This is a genomic window from Rossellomorea sp. NRS-1567 (genome assembly GCF_050467885.1).
Lineage (GTDB): Bacteria > Bacillota > Bacilli > Bacillales > Bacillaceae_B > Rossellomorea > Rossellomorea aquimaris_C.
In genome coordinates this window covers 158134-173922 of sequence record NZ_JBITPL010000016.1, presented here as the reverse complement: position 1 = coordinate 173922, position 15789 = coordinate 158134, and the positions used below count along the sequence as shown (strand labels likewise).

17 protein-coding genes are annotated in these 15789 nt (G+C 43.6%); 16 read left to right on the top strand and 1 reads right to left on the bottom strand.

The annotated features are described in order from the left end of the window. Positions 1-62 precede the first annotated feature (62 nt). The 4 genes from ACIFOD_RS12295 to spoIID all read left to right on the top strand — a co-directional run bounded on the left by ACIFOD_RS12295 (position 63) and on the right by spoIID (position 3757). Positions 63-812: a YwmB family TATA-box binding protein gene (locus tag ACIFOD_RS12295; RefSeq protein WP_430314916.1), complete on the top strand. Its 750-nt coding sequence runs from the start codon at positions 63-65 to the stop codon at positions 810-812. Positions 813-844: 32 nt separating this feature from the next. Further along, complete coding sequence (gene murA, locus ACIFOD_RS12290) at positions 845-2149, top strand: UDP-N-acetylglucosamine 1-carboxyvinyltransferase (RefSeq protein ID WP_113969226.1); 1305 nt, start codon at positions 845-847, stop codon at positions 2147-2149. Positions 2150-2189: 40 nt separating this feature from the next. Then, on the top strand, positions 2190-2348 hold the full coding sequence (locus tag ACIFOD_RS12285) for a hypothetical protein (RefSeq protein WP_430314915.1): 159 nt from the start codon (positions 2190-2192) through the stop codon (positions 2346-2348). A gap of 395 nt (positions 2349-2743) precedes the next feature. Then, a complete protein-coding gene (gene spoIID, locus ACIFOD_RS12280) occupies positions 2744-3757 on the top strand; it encodes a stage II sporulation protein D (RefSeq protein WP_430314914.1) in 1014 nt (337 codons plus the stop codon). A 38-nt stretch (positions 3758-3795) separates the two neighbouring features. Here spoIID and ACIFOD_RS12275 read toward each other — a convergent pair whose 3' ends face one another. Continuing rightward, positions 3796-4233 (bottom strand): VanZ family protein, encoded by a 438-nt coding sequence (locus tag ACIFOD_RS12275; RefSeq protein ID WP_430314913.1) that lies wholly within the window; start codon positions 4231-4233, stop codon positions 3796-3798. 445 nt (positions 4234-4678) lie between these two features. Here ACIFOD_RS12275 and ACIFOD_RS12270 point away from each other — a divergent pair, with 445 nt between their 5' ends. From ACIFOD_RS12270 to fabZ, 12 genes are all read left to right on the top strand, one after another. Beyond that, positions 4679-5578 (top strand): peptidoglycan DD-metalloendopeptidase family protein, encoded by a 900-nt coding sequence (locus tag ACIFOD_RS12270; RefSeq protein ID WP_430314912.1) that lies wholly within the window; start codon positions 4679-4681, stop codon positions 5576-5578. A 365-nt stretch (positions 5579-5943) separates the two neighbouring features. Continuing rightward, entirely contained in the window at positions 5944-6126 is a 183-nt protein-coding gene (locus ACIFOD_RS12265) for a hypothetical protein (RefSeq protein WP_397553725.1), read from the top strand. 24 nt (positions 6127-6150) lie between these two features. Continuing rightward, positions 6151-6453, top strand: a complete 303-nt coding sequence (locus ACIFOD_RS12260; protein ID WP_430314911.1) for a DUF4212 domain-containing protein — start codon at positions 6151-6153, stop codon at positions 6451-6453. A 45-nt stretch (positions 6454-6498) separates the two neighbouring features. After that, positions 6499-8166 (top strand): sodium:solute symporter family protein, encoded by a 1668-nt coding sequence (locus tag ACIFOD_RS12255; RefSeq protein WP_428976449.1) that lies wholly within the window; start codon positions 6499-6501, stop codon positions 8164-8166. After that, positions 8147-10042, top strand: a complete 1896-nt coding sequence (locus ACIFOD_RS12250; protein WP_430314910.1) for a DUF294 nucleotidyltransferase-like domain-containing protein — start codon at positions 8147-8149, stop codon at positions 10040-10042. The genes ACIFOD_RS12255 and ACIFOD_RS12250 overlap by 20 nt, the downstream gene beginning before the upstream one ends. 7 nt (positions 10043-10049) lie before the next feature. After that, a complete protein-coding gene (locus ACIFOD_RS12245; RefSeq protein ID WP_430314909.1) occupies positions 10050-10709 on the top strand; it encodes a 3'-5' exonuclease in 660 nt (219 codons plus the stop codon). A gap of 387 nt (positions 10710-11096) precedes the next feature. Continuing rightward, positions 11097-11357, top strand: coding sequence for a sporulation transcriptional regulator SpoIIID (gene spoIIID, locus ACIFOD_RS12240; RefSeq protein WP_032086905.1), 261 nt, complete (start codon positions 11097-11099; stop codon positions 11355-11357). 468 nt (positions 11358-11825) lie between these two features. Continuing rightward, positions 11826-12836 carry a rod shape-determining protein gene (locus tag ACIFOD_RS12235; RefSeq protein WP_113969218.1) on the top strand — a complete coding sequence of 337 codons (1011 nt, stop codon included), beginning with the start codon at positions 11826-11828 and terminating at the stop codon, positions 12834-12836. A 66-nt stretch (positions 12837-12902) separates the two neighbouring features. Further along, entirely contained in the window at positions 12903-13724 is an 822-nt protein-coding gene (locus tag ACIFOD_RS12230) for a flagellar hook-basal body protein (RefSeq protein WP_430314908.1), read from the top strand. Between the two features lie 61 nt (positions 13725-13785). Further along, positions 13786-14628 (top strand): flagellar hook-basal body protein, encoded by an 843-nt coding sequence (locus tag ACIFOD_RS12225; RefSeq protein WP_430314907.1) that lies wholly within the window; start codon positions 13786-13788, stop codon positions 14626-14628. A gap of 15 nt (positions 14629-14643) precedes the next feature. Then, on the top strand, positions 14644-14922 hold the full coding sequence (locus tag ACIFOD_RS12220) for a DNA-directed RNA polymerase subunit beta (RefSeq protein WP_430314906.1): 279 nt from the start codon (positions 14644-14646) through the stop codon (positions 14920-14922). A 384-nt stretch (positions 14923-15306) separates the two neighbouring features. Continuing rightward, on the top strand, positions 15307-15738 hold the full coding sequence (gene fabZ, locus ACIFOD_RS12215) for a 3-hydroxyacyl-ACP dehydratase FabZ (RefSeq protein WP_430314905.1): 432 nt from the start codon (positions 15307-15309) through the stop codon (positions 15736-15738). Positions 15739-15789 lie beyond the last annotated feature (51 nt).

Below are 15789 nucleotides of genomic sequence, written 5' to 3'. Positions count from 1 at the left end.
CAATTTTCAAGTATGTTCTTCTCCTATTCGGACAGACTTTTAGGTAAGGGGAGGAATGGAAAATGACTCGGTATCTTTACATTATTTTAATCTTTTTTGTTGGATTAGGTTTTCTTCCTGTTATTAATGGGAACAACACTATCGAAGCCAATCATTTATTAGACATTGAAAAGCTAGACCAAGCCATTGTACATTCTCAAGGTCGGATAACTGAATGGTCTCTATATGCAAGAGAAAACAAAAAAAGCTTCACGAATAAAGGGTTTGCCAAATATAGTACTACTATGCAAGAAAGATTTTCTGATTTTGAGTGGGTGACGAAGAAATCAGCTGAAGAAGTAATGGTTGTGGGACAACGTCAGACGTCTCACGGGGAAGAAACCATTAAGTTGCAGCATACCCTCACAAACAAGCAGTCCGTTTCGTATAGTATGTATGAAATGCGCGGAGATCAGAAAGCGTTGGGAGAAAAGACGAAGCATTATATCAAGACGGAATTTATCCCAAATATGGAAATCATTTTCACTACTAAACCTATGATTTTCTCTTGTATAAAAGGCGAATTCAATGATAAGCTTGAGAAAGTTTTGTCGAATCAGGCTGTCGAATTAATGTCGAAATTAGACGCAAAAGAACTGGAATCACTTAAAGAAGAAGACTTTTATTCCATTTCAGCTTACTCGGAACAAATGTCACGGACTATACCAACAAAAAATGATGATATGAATATACAACTAGGTCTACGGAAAAGCGGAATGGGCGCTAAGACAACCTTTGTGATTGGCACACCCATCCTAATTATTGAATATTAATATAGAGAAATTGGACGCGGAGGGGAATACTCTTGGAAAAAATTATCGTCCGCGGCGGTCAGCGTTTAAGCGGTACAGTGCAAGTTGAAGGAGCAAAGAATGCCGTTTTACCAGTCATCGCTGCTACATTATTAGCAAGTGAAGGAAAAAGTGTCATTAAAAATGTACCACCACTCTCCGATGTATATACGATTAACGAAGTATTACGTCATTTAAATACAGATGTAGAGTTTAACCATGGTGAAGTCATCGTGAATGCATCAAGAGAGTTGTTTGTAGAAGCACCGTTCGAATATGTTCGAAAAATGCGTGCATCCGTTCTTGTTATGGGATCATTACTTGGACGTACAGGTAAAGCACGTGTTGCGCTACCTGGTGGATGTGCGATTGGATCAAGACCGATTGACCAACACTTAAAAGGCTTCGAAGCAATGGGAGCAAAAGTGAAGGTAGGAAATGGTTTCATCGAAGCTGAAGTAGACGGAAGACTGAAAGGTGCCAAGGTTTATCTGGACTTCCCAAGCGTTGGGGCAACAGAAAACATTATGATGGCTGCCGTTCTTGCAGAAGGAACAACCATCCTTGAAAACGTCGCAAAAGAGCCTGAAATCGTCGACTTAGCGAACTTCCTGAACAAAATGGGAGGAAGCGTTGTAGGTGCAGGTACTGGAACGATCCGTATCGAAGGTGTGGACCGTCTATACGGTGTCGAGCACAGCATCATTCCAGACCGTATCGAAGCAGGAACATTCATGGTGGCTGCTGCCATCACTCAAGGTGATGTCCTTGTAAAAGGTGCGATCCCAGAACACTTATCTTCATTAGTTGCCAAGATGGAAGAAATGGGCGTTACGATCATCGATGAAGAAGAAGGTCTTCGTGTCATCGGACCGGAGAAATTAAAATCTGTCGATATCAAAACAATGCCTCATCCTGGTTTCCCAACAGATATGCAATCTCAAATGATGGCATTACTTTTAGCAGCTGACGGCACAAGCGTCATCACTGAAACAGTATTCGAAAATCGTTTCATGCATGCTGAAGAATTCCGTCGTATGGGAGCAGACATTAAGATTGAAGGCCGCTCTGTAATCATGAACGGACCAACGCCTCTTCAAGGAGCAGAAGTGGCTGCAACGGACTTACGTGCAGCAGCAGCTCTTTCGATCGCAGGACTGGTAGCAGATGGTTACACTCGAGTGACAGAACTGAAGCATTTAGATCGTGGATATGTGAACTTCCATCAGAAGCTTGCAGGCCTTGGTGCCGATATCGAGCGTGTGAAAGAAGTGGAAGAAACACCTGTTTCTGAGCAAGACATGATTAAGGATGCGTAAGTATTAGATAAAAAGGTGAGCTTTTCTTTTATAGAAGAGCTTGCTTTTTTTGTTTGGGCTGGGAGTCGGACTGGGTGCGGAAGCAATCTGTAACTCAGTTGGTTTTGGAAAAATAAGTAAAACGGCTGGATTATTGTTGATTTCGGCTGGATTATTGTCAGGAACGGCTGGATTTTTCGTGAAAGTGGCCGGATTTTAATCGAAAGCGGCTGGATTTTCAGCAAAAACCGCTGGATTTGCGATGGGCAATCTTGTAATATCGTCATAATAGGTAGAGAAATAGCTTTAGACGTGTAGGCAAAGGTTGAAAATGCGATGAAAACGTCGTTTATTTTCAATTATGGAGTATTTGTTTTCAAAATTTCACTTTTATTTTCAATTCTGACACATTTATTTTTAAATTTCTGATTTTATTTTCAAAAATGTATCGGCTCATCAACACACTACGTTCCTTATTCCAAATTCACCAATCCCACCCCTAAAAATGACTCTTAAAAGATTCATAATTGCTTGTCCACTACCATACATATGAAAGAGAGTGGAGAAGTGTGCTAGGACATTCTCCTATTTAATCTTTCATTGGAGGCCGCGAACATGAAGCATTTGAAACCAGTACTGATCATCTTCTCAATCTTTATCAGCATCATCTTTATTGTACCTACTCTTCTCGTGCTCCCATTTTCATCAGAAAAGGAAACGGCAAACTTAGACGAAAAGCTAAAAGATACGCCATCCGTTGAAGAGCTGGCGAACTCGGTCGAGGTAGCGGTCTATCGCTCCAACCAGGATCTGATCGAGAAACTTCCTTTGGAGCAGTATGTAGTAGGGGTAGTAGCTGGTGAAATGCCTGCAGATTTTGAAAAGGAAGCGTTAAAAGCTCAAGCACTTGCTGCACGGACGTATATTGTGAATCAGCTTTTACTTGAGGACTCCACTGTTCCGAAGGGTGCCGATGTGACGGATACGGTCTCTCATCAGGTATATAAGAACCAGAAGGAGCTTGCTGGCCTCTGGGGTGCCGACTATGATTGGAAGATCAAGAAAATATCCGATGCGGTGCTTGAAACGATGGGGCAGGTGCTGACCTATGATGGGAAGCCCATTACGGCAGCCTTTTTCTCAACGAGCAATGGTTACACAGAAAACTCTGAGGCTTATTGGCCGAATGAATATCCATATTTAAGAAGTGTCGAAAGCCCTTGGGACTCGGCGTCACCTAGATTCGAAGATCAAAAGGTTATCCCGATCAAAGAGTTCGAGCAGAAACTGGGCGTAACCCTGCCAAAGGATGGCTCGGTAGGAACGATCACGTCAAGAACAGAAGGCAAAAGGGTAGCAAGTGTTGAAATAAACGGTAAAGGATTCTCCGGCCGTGAGATAAGAGAGAAGTTAGAACTGAGATCCTCAGACTTTACCTGGTACCTGAAGGATAATCATATCGTCATCGCCACGAAAGGATATGGTCACGGAGTCGGTATGAGCCAATACGGCGCAAACGGAATGGCGAAGGAAGGCAAGGATTATCAAGACATCGTCACGCATTACTATAAAGACGTCAAAATAACAGAGTCAGATAAACTGCTGCAGAAAGTAACAGCACAAAGATAACAAAAAGGATTGAGTCTATAAGGTCAAGGTGACCAGACTCAATCCTTTTTTAAATAGGCTTCAAACGTCTTCATCTTTCTCGTTAATGGATGATCAGACTTTTTAAAATAAGTCCTGTTCACAATCCAAAAAAGGACAGTGACACCTATCAGATCCTTCGCAGCGTCAATCATCGTTGCCGACCGATACGGAACAAAGGATTGATGAATCTCATCCACAAACCCATAAAAGACCGCAATTAACGCAGCGGTAAAATTCAAAGTGAATCGAAGCTTTCCATGTGCCAACAGAGCAACGACAAATAATCCATATAAAATACCGAATTCGATCAAATGAAGAGATTCTTTAAAAAAACGATCCAACTGATTATCAGGAAAACGAATGACGGCATCATCCGGATTACTGGACATAATCCAAATAAGAATCATATAGAGAAAAGGCGCAGCTGTCAGCACATACGTAAGTAACTTATTCATATGCAGCTCGTCCTTTCTGTTTTTTAATATTGTATCATGCAGGACAGTGATTTCGTTATCATATATCAAGAATTACAGACTTGCTATATCAGATGTTTAGATTGTCATTTTTAATAGGTCTTGTGAAAAAACCGATTCTAAGATAGTTGATTGGAGCGGAAGGCGCTCGACTCCTGCGGGAATAGCGGGAAAGTTGAGACCCCACAGGGCAAAGCCCGAGGAGGCTCAACTCACGCCCCGCGGAAAGCGAGCGCCTGTAGCGAAAATCAACCACTACTGTCTCTGTGAAAATACAAAAAGCGCTTCATAAAAAGAAAATTTCATCTTATTTTAAAAATCATACATATTTTCCATCCCTTTGTCGAAAGATAAGAATTAAAAAATTTTTTCCGAATGTGTATATATTTTCAGAATTCTGTTCAGAATGATTGCAGAGGTGATGAAAATGAGAGAGGAAGAAAAGAAACACCCTTCTCAAAACTTTTTGAAAAGACGTTGGGCATACCCAGCAATCTATTTAGCAAGTGCAGCAATCATTATCACGGGGATTCTGTGGTACCAGGCAGGAAATGATGTAAACGAGAAAGCCAAGGATTACAGCTATGATGGAGTTCCTACTGACAATGAGTTCAACCAGCCTGCAGAAGAAGTCAATCGTTCATTGGAAAACTTTGTAATGCCTGTTTCAAGCCCTGAGGACACAGTGATTGAAAAACAATTCTACGACACTGAAGCATCAGCGGAAGAACAGGAAGCAGCCCTAGTCGTTTATGGTAACATGTATTATCCGAACCAAGGAGTCGACATCTCTAAAGATGGTAAAGAATTCGATGTTCTGGCTGCCATGAGCGGTACAGTTACAAAGGTTCAAGAAGATTCCCTACTTGGTAACACGATTGAAATCGAGCACAGCAAAGGAATCGTTACTCGTTATCAATCAGTGAAAGACTTTGAAGTCGCGGTTGGAGATGTAGTCGATCAAGGACAAGCTATCGCTAAAGCAGGTAAGAGCTTATTCAATGAAGAAGCTGGCGTTCACGTACACTTTGAAATTCGCAAAGCAAATGTAGCAGTGAATCCACTGGAGTACTTCAATAAGTCCCTTGCAACACTTCAAGAAGCGCAATTAGAAGACAAGAAGGTTTCAGGTGAACAGCCGGATGCTGAAGCTGCACAGGAAAACGCAGCTGAAGATCAAGCTAGCGAAGACAAAGCAACAGAAGAAAACGGTGCTGACGATGCAGCTGAAGAAAAACCGGAAGCTGAGCAAAAGCCGAAACAAGAAAATGCTGATCAAAAAGACGACGCAGCCGATAATGGCTCTGACGTAAAAGACGAAGAATAATCATATAGATGAAGAAAGACTGACCGGTGATTTCCGGTCAGTTTTTTTTGTTTTTAGATATATTCCATTCGTTGCCTTATCCATATAAAAAATTTCCTCGGAAATTCGACAAAGGGATTATTTTACTGGAAAAACATTTCCACACCAATCTATTCTACTAATGCAAACCCATTTTTCAATATCTTTATTTTAGTAAAATGATTTATTTATAAAGAGAAAGATCACATGCAGATTTGTCGTTTTTTCTTTATTGACCAGGCTTTTTCCAATAAAGATAATGAGGGCATGAATAAAATTTCAGAAAATTTAATCTTTATTAACGGGAGGTCGTATGATTAAGGAGACCATAATCAGGAGGTGAAACGTTGCTTTACTTCATCGCGATTTTACTCATAACAGGGGGAAGCATTTTTCTTGCAATAAGAAAGAAACGGGCTTTCTTCTTAACCATTCCATTCTTGTCTTTATTCATTTACTTTATTTTTCAAATCGCCATGGTCCCGATTCCGTTTTTTGAGACCGTGAAATTTATTTTCAGTTTAAAATAATGAGCTTGAAAAGGGGTTACATAAATGAAGAAAATCGATAGAGCAAAAGCGGATCAGTATTTTAAAGAAAAAAACCGTTATATGGCAATGTATTTAGTGATTTGGCTCGTCTCTTCCTTTGGGGTCGTGCTGTTTGCCGAAAGCCTGTCAACGATCACGTTCAATGGCTTTCCGTTTCACTACTTCATGGGTGCCCAGGGGTCGATTGTCATTTTCATCATCTTACTCTACGTAAATGCGAAGGTGAGCGATGGAATCGATAAGAAGTATGGAATTGATGAAAGTAAAAATGAACAGATCAGTTACGGAAAGACATTGGATCATTAAACGGCTTCAACCAAATATATAGAACAGAGCAGGGGGAAACGATAAATGGATACTCAGTTTTTAGTATCAACGTCGATTATTCTGTTGACGTTTGCGTTATATATCGGAATTGCTGTTTATAACAAAGCGAAAGCGACATCGGACTTCTATGTAGCAGGCCGTGGCGTACCGCCGATCTTCAATGGGATGGCGATCGGGGCCGACTGGATGAGCGCGGCATCATTCATTGGACTGGCTGGTACCGTCATGATCCTCGGCTATGATGGACTTGCTTACATCATGGGGTGGACGGGAGGATATTTGCTGTTAACCTTCTTACTTGCTCCACAGCTTAGGAAGTATGGACGCTATACGGTACCGGAATTCATCGGGGACCGATATAACAGCCACACGGCCCGGGTCATTGCCGCGATCTGTACGATCATTATCAGTTTCACGTATAGCATCGGGCAGCTATCGGGTTCAGGGGTCGTAATCGGTCGTTTGTTCGAAATCGATGCCAAAGTCGGTACGATGATCGGAGTGGTACTCATCGCCTTCTACGCAGCTTTCGGTGGGATGAAGGGGATCACGTGGACGCAGGTTGCTCAGTATGTTGTTCTTATTATCGCTTATTTAATTCCTGTTATTTTCATGTCGTTACAAATTACCGGAAACCCTGCACCCTGGATTTCTTATGGGGAACTGGTAGGGAAAATCGGGGAGCTCGATCGTGAGCTTGGGGTCTCGGAATACTTCGCGCCTTTTACAAACGGAACGAAGTGGCAGTTCATGGCTCTCATGTTTACGTTGATGGCAGGGACCGCGGGGCTTCCACACGTCATCGTTCGATTCTATACGGTTTCTACGATGAAAGCGGCTCGCTGGTCAGGAGCATGGGCCCTTCTTTTCATCGGACTTCTCTATTTATCCGCACCTGCATATGCCGCATTCTCCCGCTTTATCTTAATGACAAAGGTAGCGGGCAGCCAAATCAGTGACTTGCCTTCCTGGACGAAATCCTGGGTGGATACGGGGAAATTACAGGTCGCAGATGCCAATGGAGATGGAATCCTGCAGTGGAAGGAAATCATCATTTCCAATGATATCGTGGTCATGGCCACGCCGGAGATTGCGAATTTAGGAGTGTTCGTCATCGGTCTTGTAGCGGCTGGTGCCATGGCAGCGGCGTTATCGACAGCGGGTGGGTTGATGATCGCGATATCTTCCTCCTTTGCTCATGATATTTACTATCGTGTATTCAAGCCGAACGCGACAGAGAAAAATCGTCTGGCGGTTGCCCGTTGGTCGATCGTCATCGCGACGGTGCTCGCCGGGATCGTGGCTCTTAATCCTCCAGGGGTTATCACCCAGATCGTCGCCTGGGCCTTCGCACTGGCATCTGGAACGTTCTTCCCGGCACTCTTACTCGGGGTATGGTGGAGGCGCTCTAATGCCCAAGGGGTGATTGCAGGGATGCTTGTAGGGTTAGGGGTAACCCTCACGTACATCTTCCTGGCAAGATCGGGTGTTACCCTATTCGGCATCATTGATACGGGAGCTGGTGTATTTGGGGCAGCGGCAGCAACGATTGCCAATATCGTCGTGTCACTAATGACGAAAGCACCTTCTCAAAAGATTCAGGAAGAGGTAATGGATCTCCGTTACCCAGAACAAATGACCTTCAAAGACGGAGAAGTTTGGGTGAACGACGATGTCGATTTCAAAGCCTGACGGGTCATTTCAAGAAGCTGTACTCCTTCATCCCTTTTTCAAGGGGATGGAGCGTAGTGCGGCTCTTTCCCTTTTTACTGAGTGTAAGCGGCTTGAGGTGGGAAGGCACTCTACCATTCTTAAAAGCTTTGAACATCGTCTGGGACTCTATCTTGTTGTAGAGGGGGAAGTAGAAGTTGTTGTGACAAAGGAAAAGGAAGAGAGTCTCGAGATCATTTCGAAGGACGGGATCGTCGGCTTATCGAGTCTGTATTCTGTACTGAATACAACGATGGATGAGAGTGTATATTCCTCGGTTGAGGTCAAGGCGAAGGAGGACTGTCTGCTCTGCCTCGTGCCATATACTAGTTTGCAAAACTATTGGAATGAACCTTATTTGAAGAATTTTTTATTGGAGGAAACATCGAAACGACTTCAGGATGTTTATTATTCCTTGTCGCAGCAAGTGGGAGTGGCGCACGGACTTGAAGAGCGGACGACGATTCTGAAGCGGGTAAGTGATGTGATGAAGAAATCAGTCGTTACTGTCAGGAGTGAAGATTCCCTGGAGGATGCAGCCCGGGCCATGGGGGAAAATCGGGTCAGCTCTGTCATCATTCTGGAAAACAATCGCATTGCAGGAATCCTGACAGAGAGAGACCTCGTCTCCAGATGCCTTGCAAGGTCCGTCCCTCTCACCAAACCGGTAAACATGGCCATGACCCCCAACCCAACCGTCATCACCCGTCAGGCCTATCTGTACGAAGCTCTCGCCGCCATGATCGATCACTCCATCAAACACCTGCCCGTTGTCGGGGGCGAGGAGAGGGACGGACCTATCGTCGGCATCATCACCCTCCACGATTTAATGAAAGCGAACCATATTGGGGCCCTGACGAGTGCTAGGAAGCTTGAGAACAAGGATTTCCCCCTGGAAAAGGTTAGACCTATGGCAGAGTCAATGCTTACGAGCCTTTGGGAAGCACAAGCTCCGGTGTATCACATACTCGATTTCATGTCAGGGCTATTCGATCGTATTTATCAGCGAATCTTAAGGCAGGTGGAGGAAGAATTGCTTGGGGAAGGACGGGAAAGCCCTTGCTCGTATGCTTTTTATGTCATGGGCTCAGCGGGGAGGAAAGAGCAGTTTATGCTGACCGATCAAGATCATTTCCTGGTTTATGAAAAACATTGTAAAGAAGCGGGGGAATATTTCTGTGATTTTGCTGAACGAGTCGTCGTTGAATTAGAAAAGACAGGACTGCGTCTTTGTGACGGAGGAATGATGGCGAATCAGAAACCGTGGACGGGGAGTATGGGTTCCTGGCAGGAAAGATTGAGAGAATGGTCGGTCCATTCGTCAGAGGAGGCTTTATTGAAGGTGCAAAACTTCTTTTCATATCGTTTTTTATTTGGGGATGAAGCACTTCATTCAACATTTGAAGACGCGATAAAAGATCAGTTGCGCAGCTCAAAAATATTATTGGTAAGGCTGGCTCAAGTGGAAAAAGCCAAGCCGGTGCCTGTCCTTCACTCCTCCATCCGTTTGATATTAGGCTTGGACCGAAAAACGGTTTCCATCAAGAAAGACATTCTGTTTCCTTTTCATCATGCACTGCAGATCTTGAACGTGGCTCATGGTAATACTTCAGGGTCGACTAGAGGGAAGCTGGATTATTTGAAAGAAAGAGGGTCGATTTCGTCGGAGTTTGCAGAAGAATTATCCGAAGCATTCCAAGAATTAATGAAACTATATATAGATTTGAAGCGGAAGGATCAGGGAGATACGATACACCTCTCCTCACTCTCCACCCTTAAAAAAGAAAGTCTATACAGAAGTGTGAAAACGATTCGTGAATTTCAACAAATGATGTTATCTCATTACTCCTTAACGTAGAAGGGATGTGAAGGTTTTCATTTTTTCAAAGAAAAAGATCCAATGTCCGCTCCACTATGATTCAGTCCCTCTGAACAGTAAAATTGAGGACCTTACGTTTGTTGTCTTTGATACAGAGACGACAGGTTTTCGCGTCGGAGCGGAGGATCGGCTGCTTGAAATCGGGGCGGTTAAAGTAAAAGGGTATGAGGTAAAGGAAAACATCACATTTCAGACATTTTCCAATCCTCATCGACTCATTTCTCAGGAAATAATCCAGCTGACGGGAATTCAGTCAAAAGATGTCGAACAAGCGCCGGAAGCAAGGGATGCCATCGATGATTTCTTCGGTTTTTTAGAAGGAAATACCGTGAATAGTCTGGTTGGGCACTATGTAAGCTTTGACGAACTCGTGATGAAGAGTGAACTGAAGAGGGCCGGACTTCATCTACAGATGGCACCGAGCCTGGACACGCTTAATCTAATCGGATATCTTTCGCCCTCATATGATATGAGAGATCTCGAGCGGTATGCCCAGTTGTTCGGGACCAGGTTGTACCCGAGACATCGGGCGTTGAACGATGCCCTTATGACGGCTTATTTGTTTGTGGAATTATTGGAGCTGCTAAGAGATCGAAGGGTGGAGACCTGGGGGGAATTGGTTCGGGTCAGCCGGGGCAGTGGGTGAAAGGGCACCCATCGGATACATTCACGTGGACGATTTGCCCTCCGAAAACCAAGTGAAGGTCCGTCCCTAAGAGTGATTTTTCAGAAAATTCACCTCAAACCTTGTCCTTATTGTGCTTTTTGTGCATATATGTGGGCACAAGCTAATAAAATGATACAAACCTATCAAAATAGAGAGTGTTTGAGGTGAGGAATCGTCGTTATATCATTGATCATTAGCTGAATATTTGTTTATATGTTGTAACATCAGGAAGCTGCCGTGAATTAAATAAGGCTTTCTGCCGCTTGCACATGGGTTTTTATACGCAAGCGGTCTATACTATTTCATTGATGCGAATGCGAGTCTCATTTCACACTTCTCACATCCAATTTAGGGAGGTCGAGTGGTGTGCACGATTACATCAAAGAGAGAACAATCAAGATTGGTAAGTATATCGTGGAGACGAAAAAAACTGTTCGTGTAATTGCGAAGGAGTTTGGCGTGTCCAAAAGTACTGTCCATAAAGATCTAACAGAACGACTGCCAGAAATTAATCCAGAACTCGCAAATGAAGTCAAAACAATACTTGATTATCATAAATCTATCCGGCACCTACGAGGTGGAGAAGCGACGAAGCAGAAATACAAAAAAGAAGAGCTCCACAGCTAACCAAAATACGCCAAGCCCCAGAAAGATGGGTCATGCTTGGTGTGTTTTTGTTTTATGTTGGAATGAAGTGATTTTGCCTGTTGAAATTTCGTCTTTTTTTAACAGTTAAAAGTTCAATGTAATTTACCTGTTAATAATCTTCCAAAGTTCAACAGTATAATAGTGACATTATTTTAGCAGGTAAAAGAATACATATACTGAACCAGCTACAAAAACCACTCATCCCACCCAACTTCACCAAACCTTAACACTCCTGTAACATCCCTCTCCGATATTCCTATACTTTTCCAATTAAATAACAAACTCAATACATTTTTTTGACAAATAATAGCTCCCTTCGACATATTTATGGTAAAATAATTAATTAGGTGAAAGTTTTGACTTAACGTTTTTACGTAATGACATTAAGATGAAACCATAGATGAAATATGATGATGAATTTGTAGAAGAAGAAGGGAGAAACACAAGATGTTCGCGAAAGATATTGGGATTGATCTTGGTACGGCTAATGTTTTAATTCATGTTAAAGGAAAAGGGATTGTCTTGAATGAGCCATCGGTTGTGGCTTTGGATAAGAATACAGGTAAGGTATTAGCTGTAGGAGAGGAAGCCCGTCGTATGGTTGGGCGTACTCCTGGAAATATTGTGGCGACTCGTCCGTTAAAAGACGGGGTCATCGCAGACTTTGATGTAACAGAAGCAATGCTGAAGCATTTTATTAATAAATTGAATGTAAAAGGGTTTCTTTCTAAACCAAGAATCTTGATTTGCTGCCCAACGAACATCACGAGTGTCGAGCAAAAGGCGATCAGAGAAGCGGCTGAAAAGAGCGGTGGGAAGAAGATTTATTTAGAAGAAGAGCCTAAAGTCGCTGCAATCGGTGCAGGAATGGATATTTTCAATCCAACAGGAAACATGGTTGTGGACATCGGTGGAGGAACGACGGATGTTGCGGTTCTTTCCATGGGTGACATCGTGACGAGTCAGTCCATCAAAATGGCTGGTGATAAATTTGATCATGAAATCCTGAACTATATTAAAAAAGAGTACAAGCTTCTGATCGGGGAGCGTACAGCGGAAGATATCAAGGTGAACATCGGGACGGTATTCTCTGAAACCCTGGATGAAGATCGAAAAGAAATGAGCATCCGTGGCCGTGACATGGTGTCCGGTCTTCCACGCACGATTACCGTGACATCAACGGAAATCGAAGGGGCTCTTCGTGAATCAGTGGCCGTGATCGTACAAGCTGCTAAAAATGTCCTTGAAAAGACTCCACCTGAATTATCAGCGGATATCATTGACCGCGGTGTTATTTTAACAGGAGGGGGAGCGCTTCTTCACGGAATGGACACCCTTCTTGCGGAAGAACTGAAAGTACCGGTTCTCATTGCTGAAAACCCTATGGATTGTGTAGCGATTGGAACAGGATTAATGCTTGAGAATATCGATAAAATTTCCAGAAGAAGCATTATATAAATTTCTTTTATAAAAATAGTGCACCAGTCATCCGATATATAAAAGGTAAAGTTATGAGGTGAAAATATGTTTCGCGGATTTTATACAGTTGCATCAGGGATGCTTTCGCAGCAACGCAAGACTGAAATGTTAACGAATAATATATCGAATGCGAATACACCGGGTTTTAAAGCGGACCAGGCATCGATGCGGGCGTTTCCGGAAATGCTCATGGAGCGGATGGATTCTACGTCGATTCCGACGGAGAAACCAATCTCCCTTCCTTTCAATCAGAAAGTGGGGGCACTTAATACGGGCGTGTATATGCAGGAAACAATCCCTTCATTTTTACAGGGGGATCTTCAGGAGACTGGAAGAAGCCTGGACATTGCACTCTTGGACGTGTCGATGCCGGCTAATGGATCGGTGTTTCTGGCGGTTGAAGGTGCGGATGGAAATCCACGCTATACACGAAATGGGAACCTGACTGTGAACGGAAACGGATTTCTCACGACGAACAGTGGTTTTTATATGCTGGATGAAAATGGCGAGCGTATTCAATTAGACAGTGACCAGTTCACTGTTGGGGAGAAGGGTCAGATTCTTGTCGATGAAAATATTGTCGCTACTCTGGGAGTAGGCTATTCAGAAGACCCCAACCGACTTGTGAAACAGGGAGACGGACTATTTGCAACAGAAGGAAATGTGCCTCTTCCGGATGCCTATGAAGAAGCCAATGTTTCTTTTACCACCAAGCAAGGTTTCCTTGAACGGTCCAATGTCGATGCATCCCGTACGATGACGGATATGTTATCAGCGTACAGATCCTTTGAAGCAAATCAGAAAGTACTCCAGGCCTATGATCGAAGTATGGAAAAAGCAGCCAACGAAATCGGTCGTGTCAACTGATAGTTAAAGATTGTAAATGAATTTCGTCACTGAATACCTTATAATTAGGGGGGAACACGTCATGAATCGAACGATGATTACAGCAACCAACACATTGGGTCAATTGCAGAAACAAATGGACATGATCGGTCACAATCTGTCGAACGCAGATACAAATGGATACAAGCGCCGGGAAGCGACATTCTCAGAGCTGCTTGTGCAACAGGTGAACAATCAGCGTGTGGAAGAGTTTGAAGCAGGCAGACTTACCCCTCTTGGAGTAAGGGAAGGCAGTGGCGCAAAGCTTTCACAATCTCAACTGATCCTGAACCAGGGTTCTTTGAAATCAACGGGTCGCTCGCTGGATTTTGCTTTAACCGGTGTGGGGCAGTTCTTTAAAGTTCTTGCTCAGGATGACAATTCAAGTGCCGTGCGCTATACGAGAGACGGAGCATTCTTTGTCAGTCCAACCGGGAATGGGGAAGCGATGCTCGTGAACGGAAGCGGATTACCGGTCCTGGATGAGAACGATAACTATATTACATTTTCAGAAGATGCGTCTTCTTTCCAGTTAGGGGGTAATGGAATCCTGACGGTTACGGATGCAGGCGGCGTAGAAGAGCGATTCAACTTAGGTATCGTCACGGTTGAAAAGTCTCAATTTCTGCAGCAGTTTGGCGGTAATCTGTTAGGTTTTTCAGAGAACCTTGACGAACTCGGGGTTACGGAAGATGAAGTCGTAACGAATGTCGTTGGAGGAGCACGCTCTGATATTTCAATGGTCCAGAACTCGTTAGAGGGATCGAACGTTGATATCGGCAAAGAAATGACGGACATGCTGAATGTCCAACGATCATACCAATTTCAGTCCCGCTCGATCTCCCTTGCAGATCAAATGATGGGCCTTGTAAATGGGATACGCTAAAAGGAGTTAAATGCTATGAGTGAAAAAGAGCTACTACAAGAAGAAAAAACGACAAGAGAATCAGTAAAAACAGAAAAGAAAGCCAAGCAAAAGGACGAATCCAAGCCTGCGCGTTGGGTACGCGTCCGCATGCTGCCAATTTGGCTCAGAATCCTTCTGTTCATCCTCCTTCTTGCAGGAAGTCTCGCACTGGGTGCCGTCATTGGCTTCGCAGGCATCGGAGACGGCAAAGCAGCCGACGTCTTCAAAGCAGAAACCTGGCAGCACATAATTGATATCGTTATGAAGAAATAATTTCTTGATAACTTTTTGAGGGACGGACCTCGGAATATTTAGCTTTTCTGCAATGAATCCTGATATAAAGGGGTTTCGCTGCGATGGAGCTTTGATTCGAGGTCCGTCCCTCTTTTCGAAGAAGAAAACTTGCCAGCCGGTCATCATCAAATATAACCAAAATCTACGCAGGATTGCTCACTTAGTAAAGGGGCGATCCTTTTTCAATTGGGTTTAGAGAGGGACGGACCTCGAGTATGTTCTCTTTTGAACAACAAACCTTGATATAAAAGGGTTTACATAGCAAAGTCAGATGTTTTCAAGGTCCGTCCCTCTCCTGTTGCTATTACACGCACAATTTCTGTACAATAAGGTGTACATACATATTGGTAGGAGGAATTTTGAATGCTTGATATTAATCAGATTAAAGAGATCGTTCCCCATCGTTATCCGTTTTTGTTGGTGGATAGAATTCTTGAAGTGGAAGATGGCAAGAAAGCGGTTGGGATTAAGAATGTTACTGCGAATGAGGAATTCTTCAATGGGCATTTCCCTGATTACCCTGTAATGCCAGGTGTGTTGATTGTGGAGGCACTTGCTCAGGTCGGTGCTGTGGCCATGCTGAAAGTGGAAGATAACCGCGGGCGTTTAGCTTTTTTCACAGGCATTGATAAATGTCGCTTCAAGCGTCAAGTGAAACCGGGAGACCAGCTGAGACTTGAAGTTGAAATGATCCGTTTTAAAGGGCCGATCGGTAAAGGAAAAGGCGTGGCGACGGTTGATGGTGAGGTTGCCTGCGAATTAGAAATGATGTTCGCTTTAGGAGATAAACAATAAAAATGTGCAAACTGGGCTTGTTGTGATTCGTTCACTTCAGGTCCATTTTTT

What these genes read in the sequence shown, in the direction of transcription:
- ACIFOD_RS12295 (WP_430314916.1), top strand. Translation starts at nt 63, where the DNA reads ATGACTCGGTATCTTTACATTATTTTAATCTTTTTTGTTGGATTAGGT.
- spoIID (WP_430314914.1), top strand. Translation starts at nt 2,744, where the DNA reads ATGAAGCATTTGAAACCAGTACTGATCATCTTCTCAATCTTTATCAGC.
- ACIFOD_RS12275 (WP_430314913.1), bottom strand. Translation starts at nt 4,233, where the DNA reads ATGAATAAGTTACTTACGTATGTGCTGACAGCTGCGCCTTTTCTCTAT.
- ACIFOD_RS12270 (WP_430314912.1), top strand. Translation starts at nt 4,679, where the DNA reads ATGAGAGAGGAAGAAAAGAAACACCCTTCTCAAAACTTTTTGAAAAGA.
- ACIFOD_RS12260 (WP_430314911.1), top strand. Translation starts at nt 6,151, where the DNA reads ATGAAGAAAATCGATAGAGCAAAAGCGGATCAGTATTTTAAAGAAAAA.
- ACIFOD_RS12255 (WP_428976449.1), top strand. Translation starts at nt 6,499, where the DNA reads ATGGATACTCAGTTTTTAGTATCAACGTCGATTATTCTGTTGACGTTT.
- ACIFOD_RS12250 (WP_430314910.1), top strand. Translation starts at nt 8,147, where the DNA reads ATGTCGATTTCAAAGCCTGACGGGTCATTTCAAGAAGCTGTACTCCTT.
- ACIFOD_RS12235 (WP_113969218.1), top strand. Translation starts at nt 11,826, where the DNA reads ATGTTCGCGAAAGATATTGGGATTGATCTTGGTACGGCTAATGTTTTA.
- ACIFOD_RS12230 (WP_430314908.1), top strand. Translation starts at nt 12,903, where the DNA reads ATGTTTCGCGGATTTTATACAGTTGCATCAGGGATGCTTTCGCAGCAA.
- ACIFOD_RS12225 (WP_430314907.1), top strand. Translation starts at nt 13,786, where the DNA reads ATGAATCGAACGATGATTACAGCAACCAACACATTGGGTCAATTGCAG.
- ACIFOD_RS12220 (WP_430314906.1), top strand. Translation starts at nt 14,644, where the DNA reads ATGAGTGAAAAAGAGCTACTACAAGAAGAAAAAACGACAAGAGAATCA.
- fabZ (WP_430314905.1), top strand. Translation starts at nt 15,307, where the DNA reads ATGCTTGATATTAATCAGATTAAAGAGATCGTTCCCCATCGTTATCCG.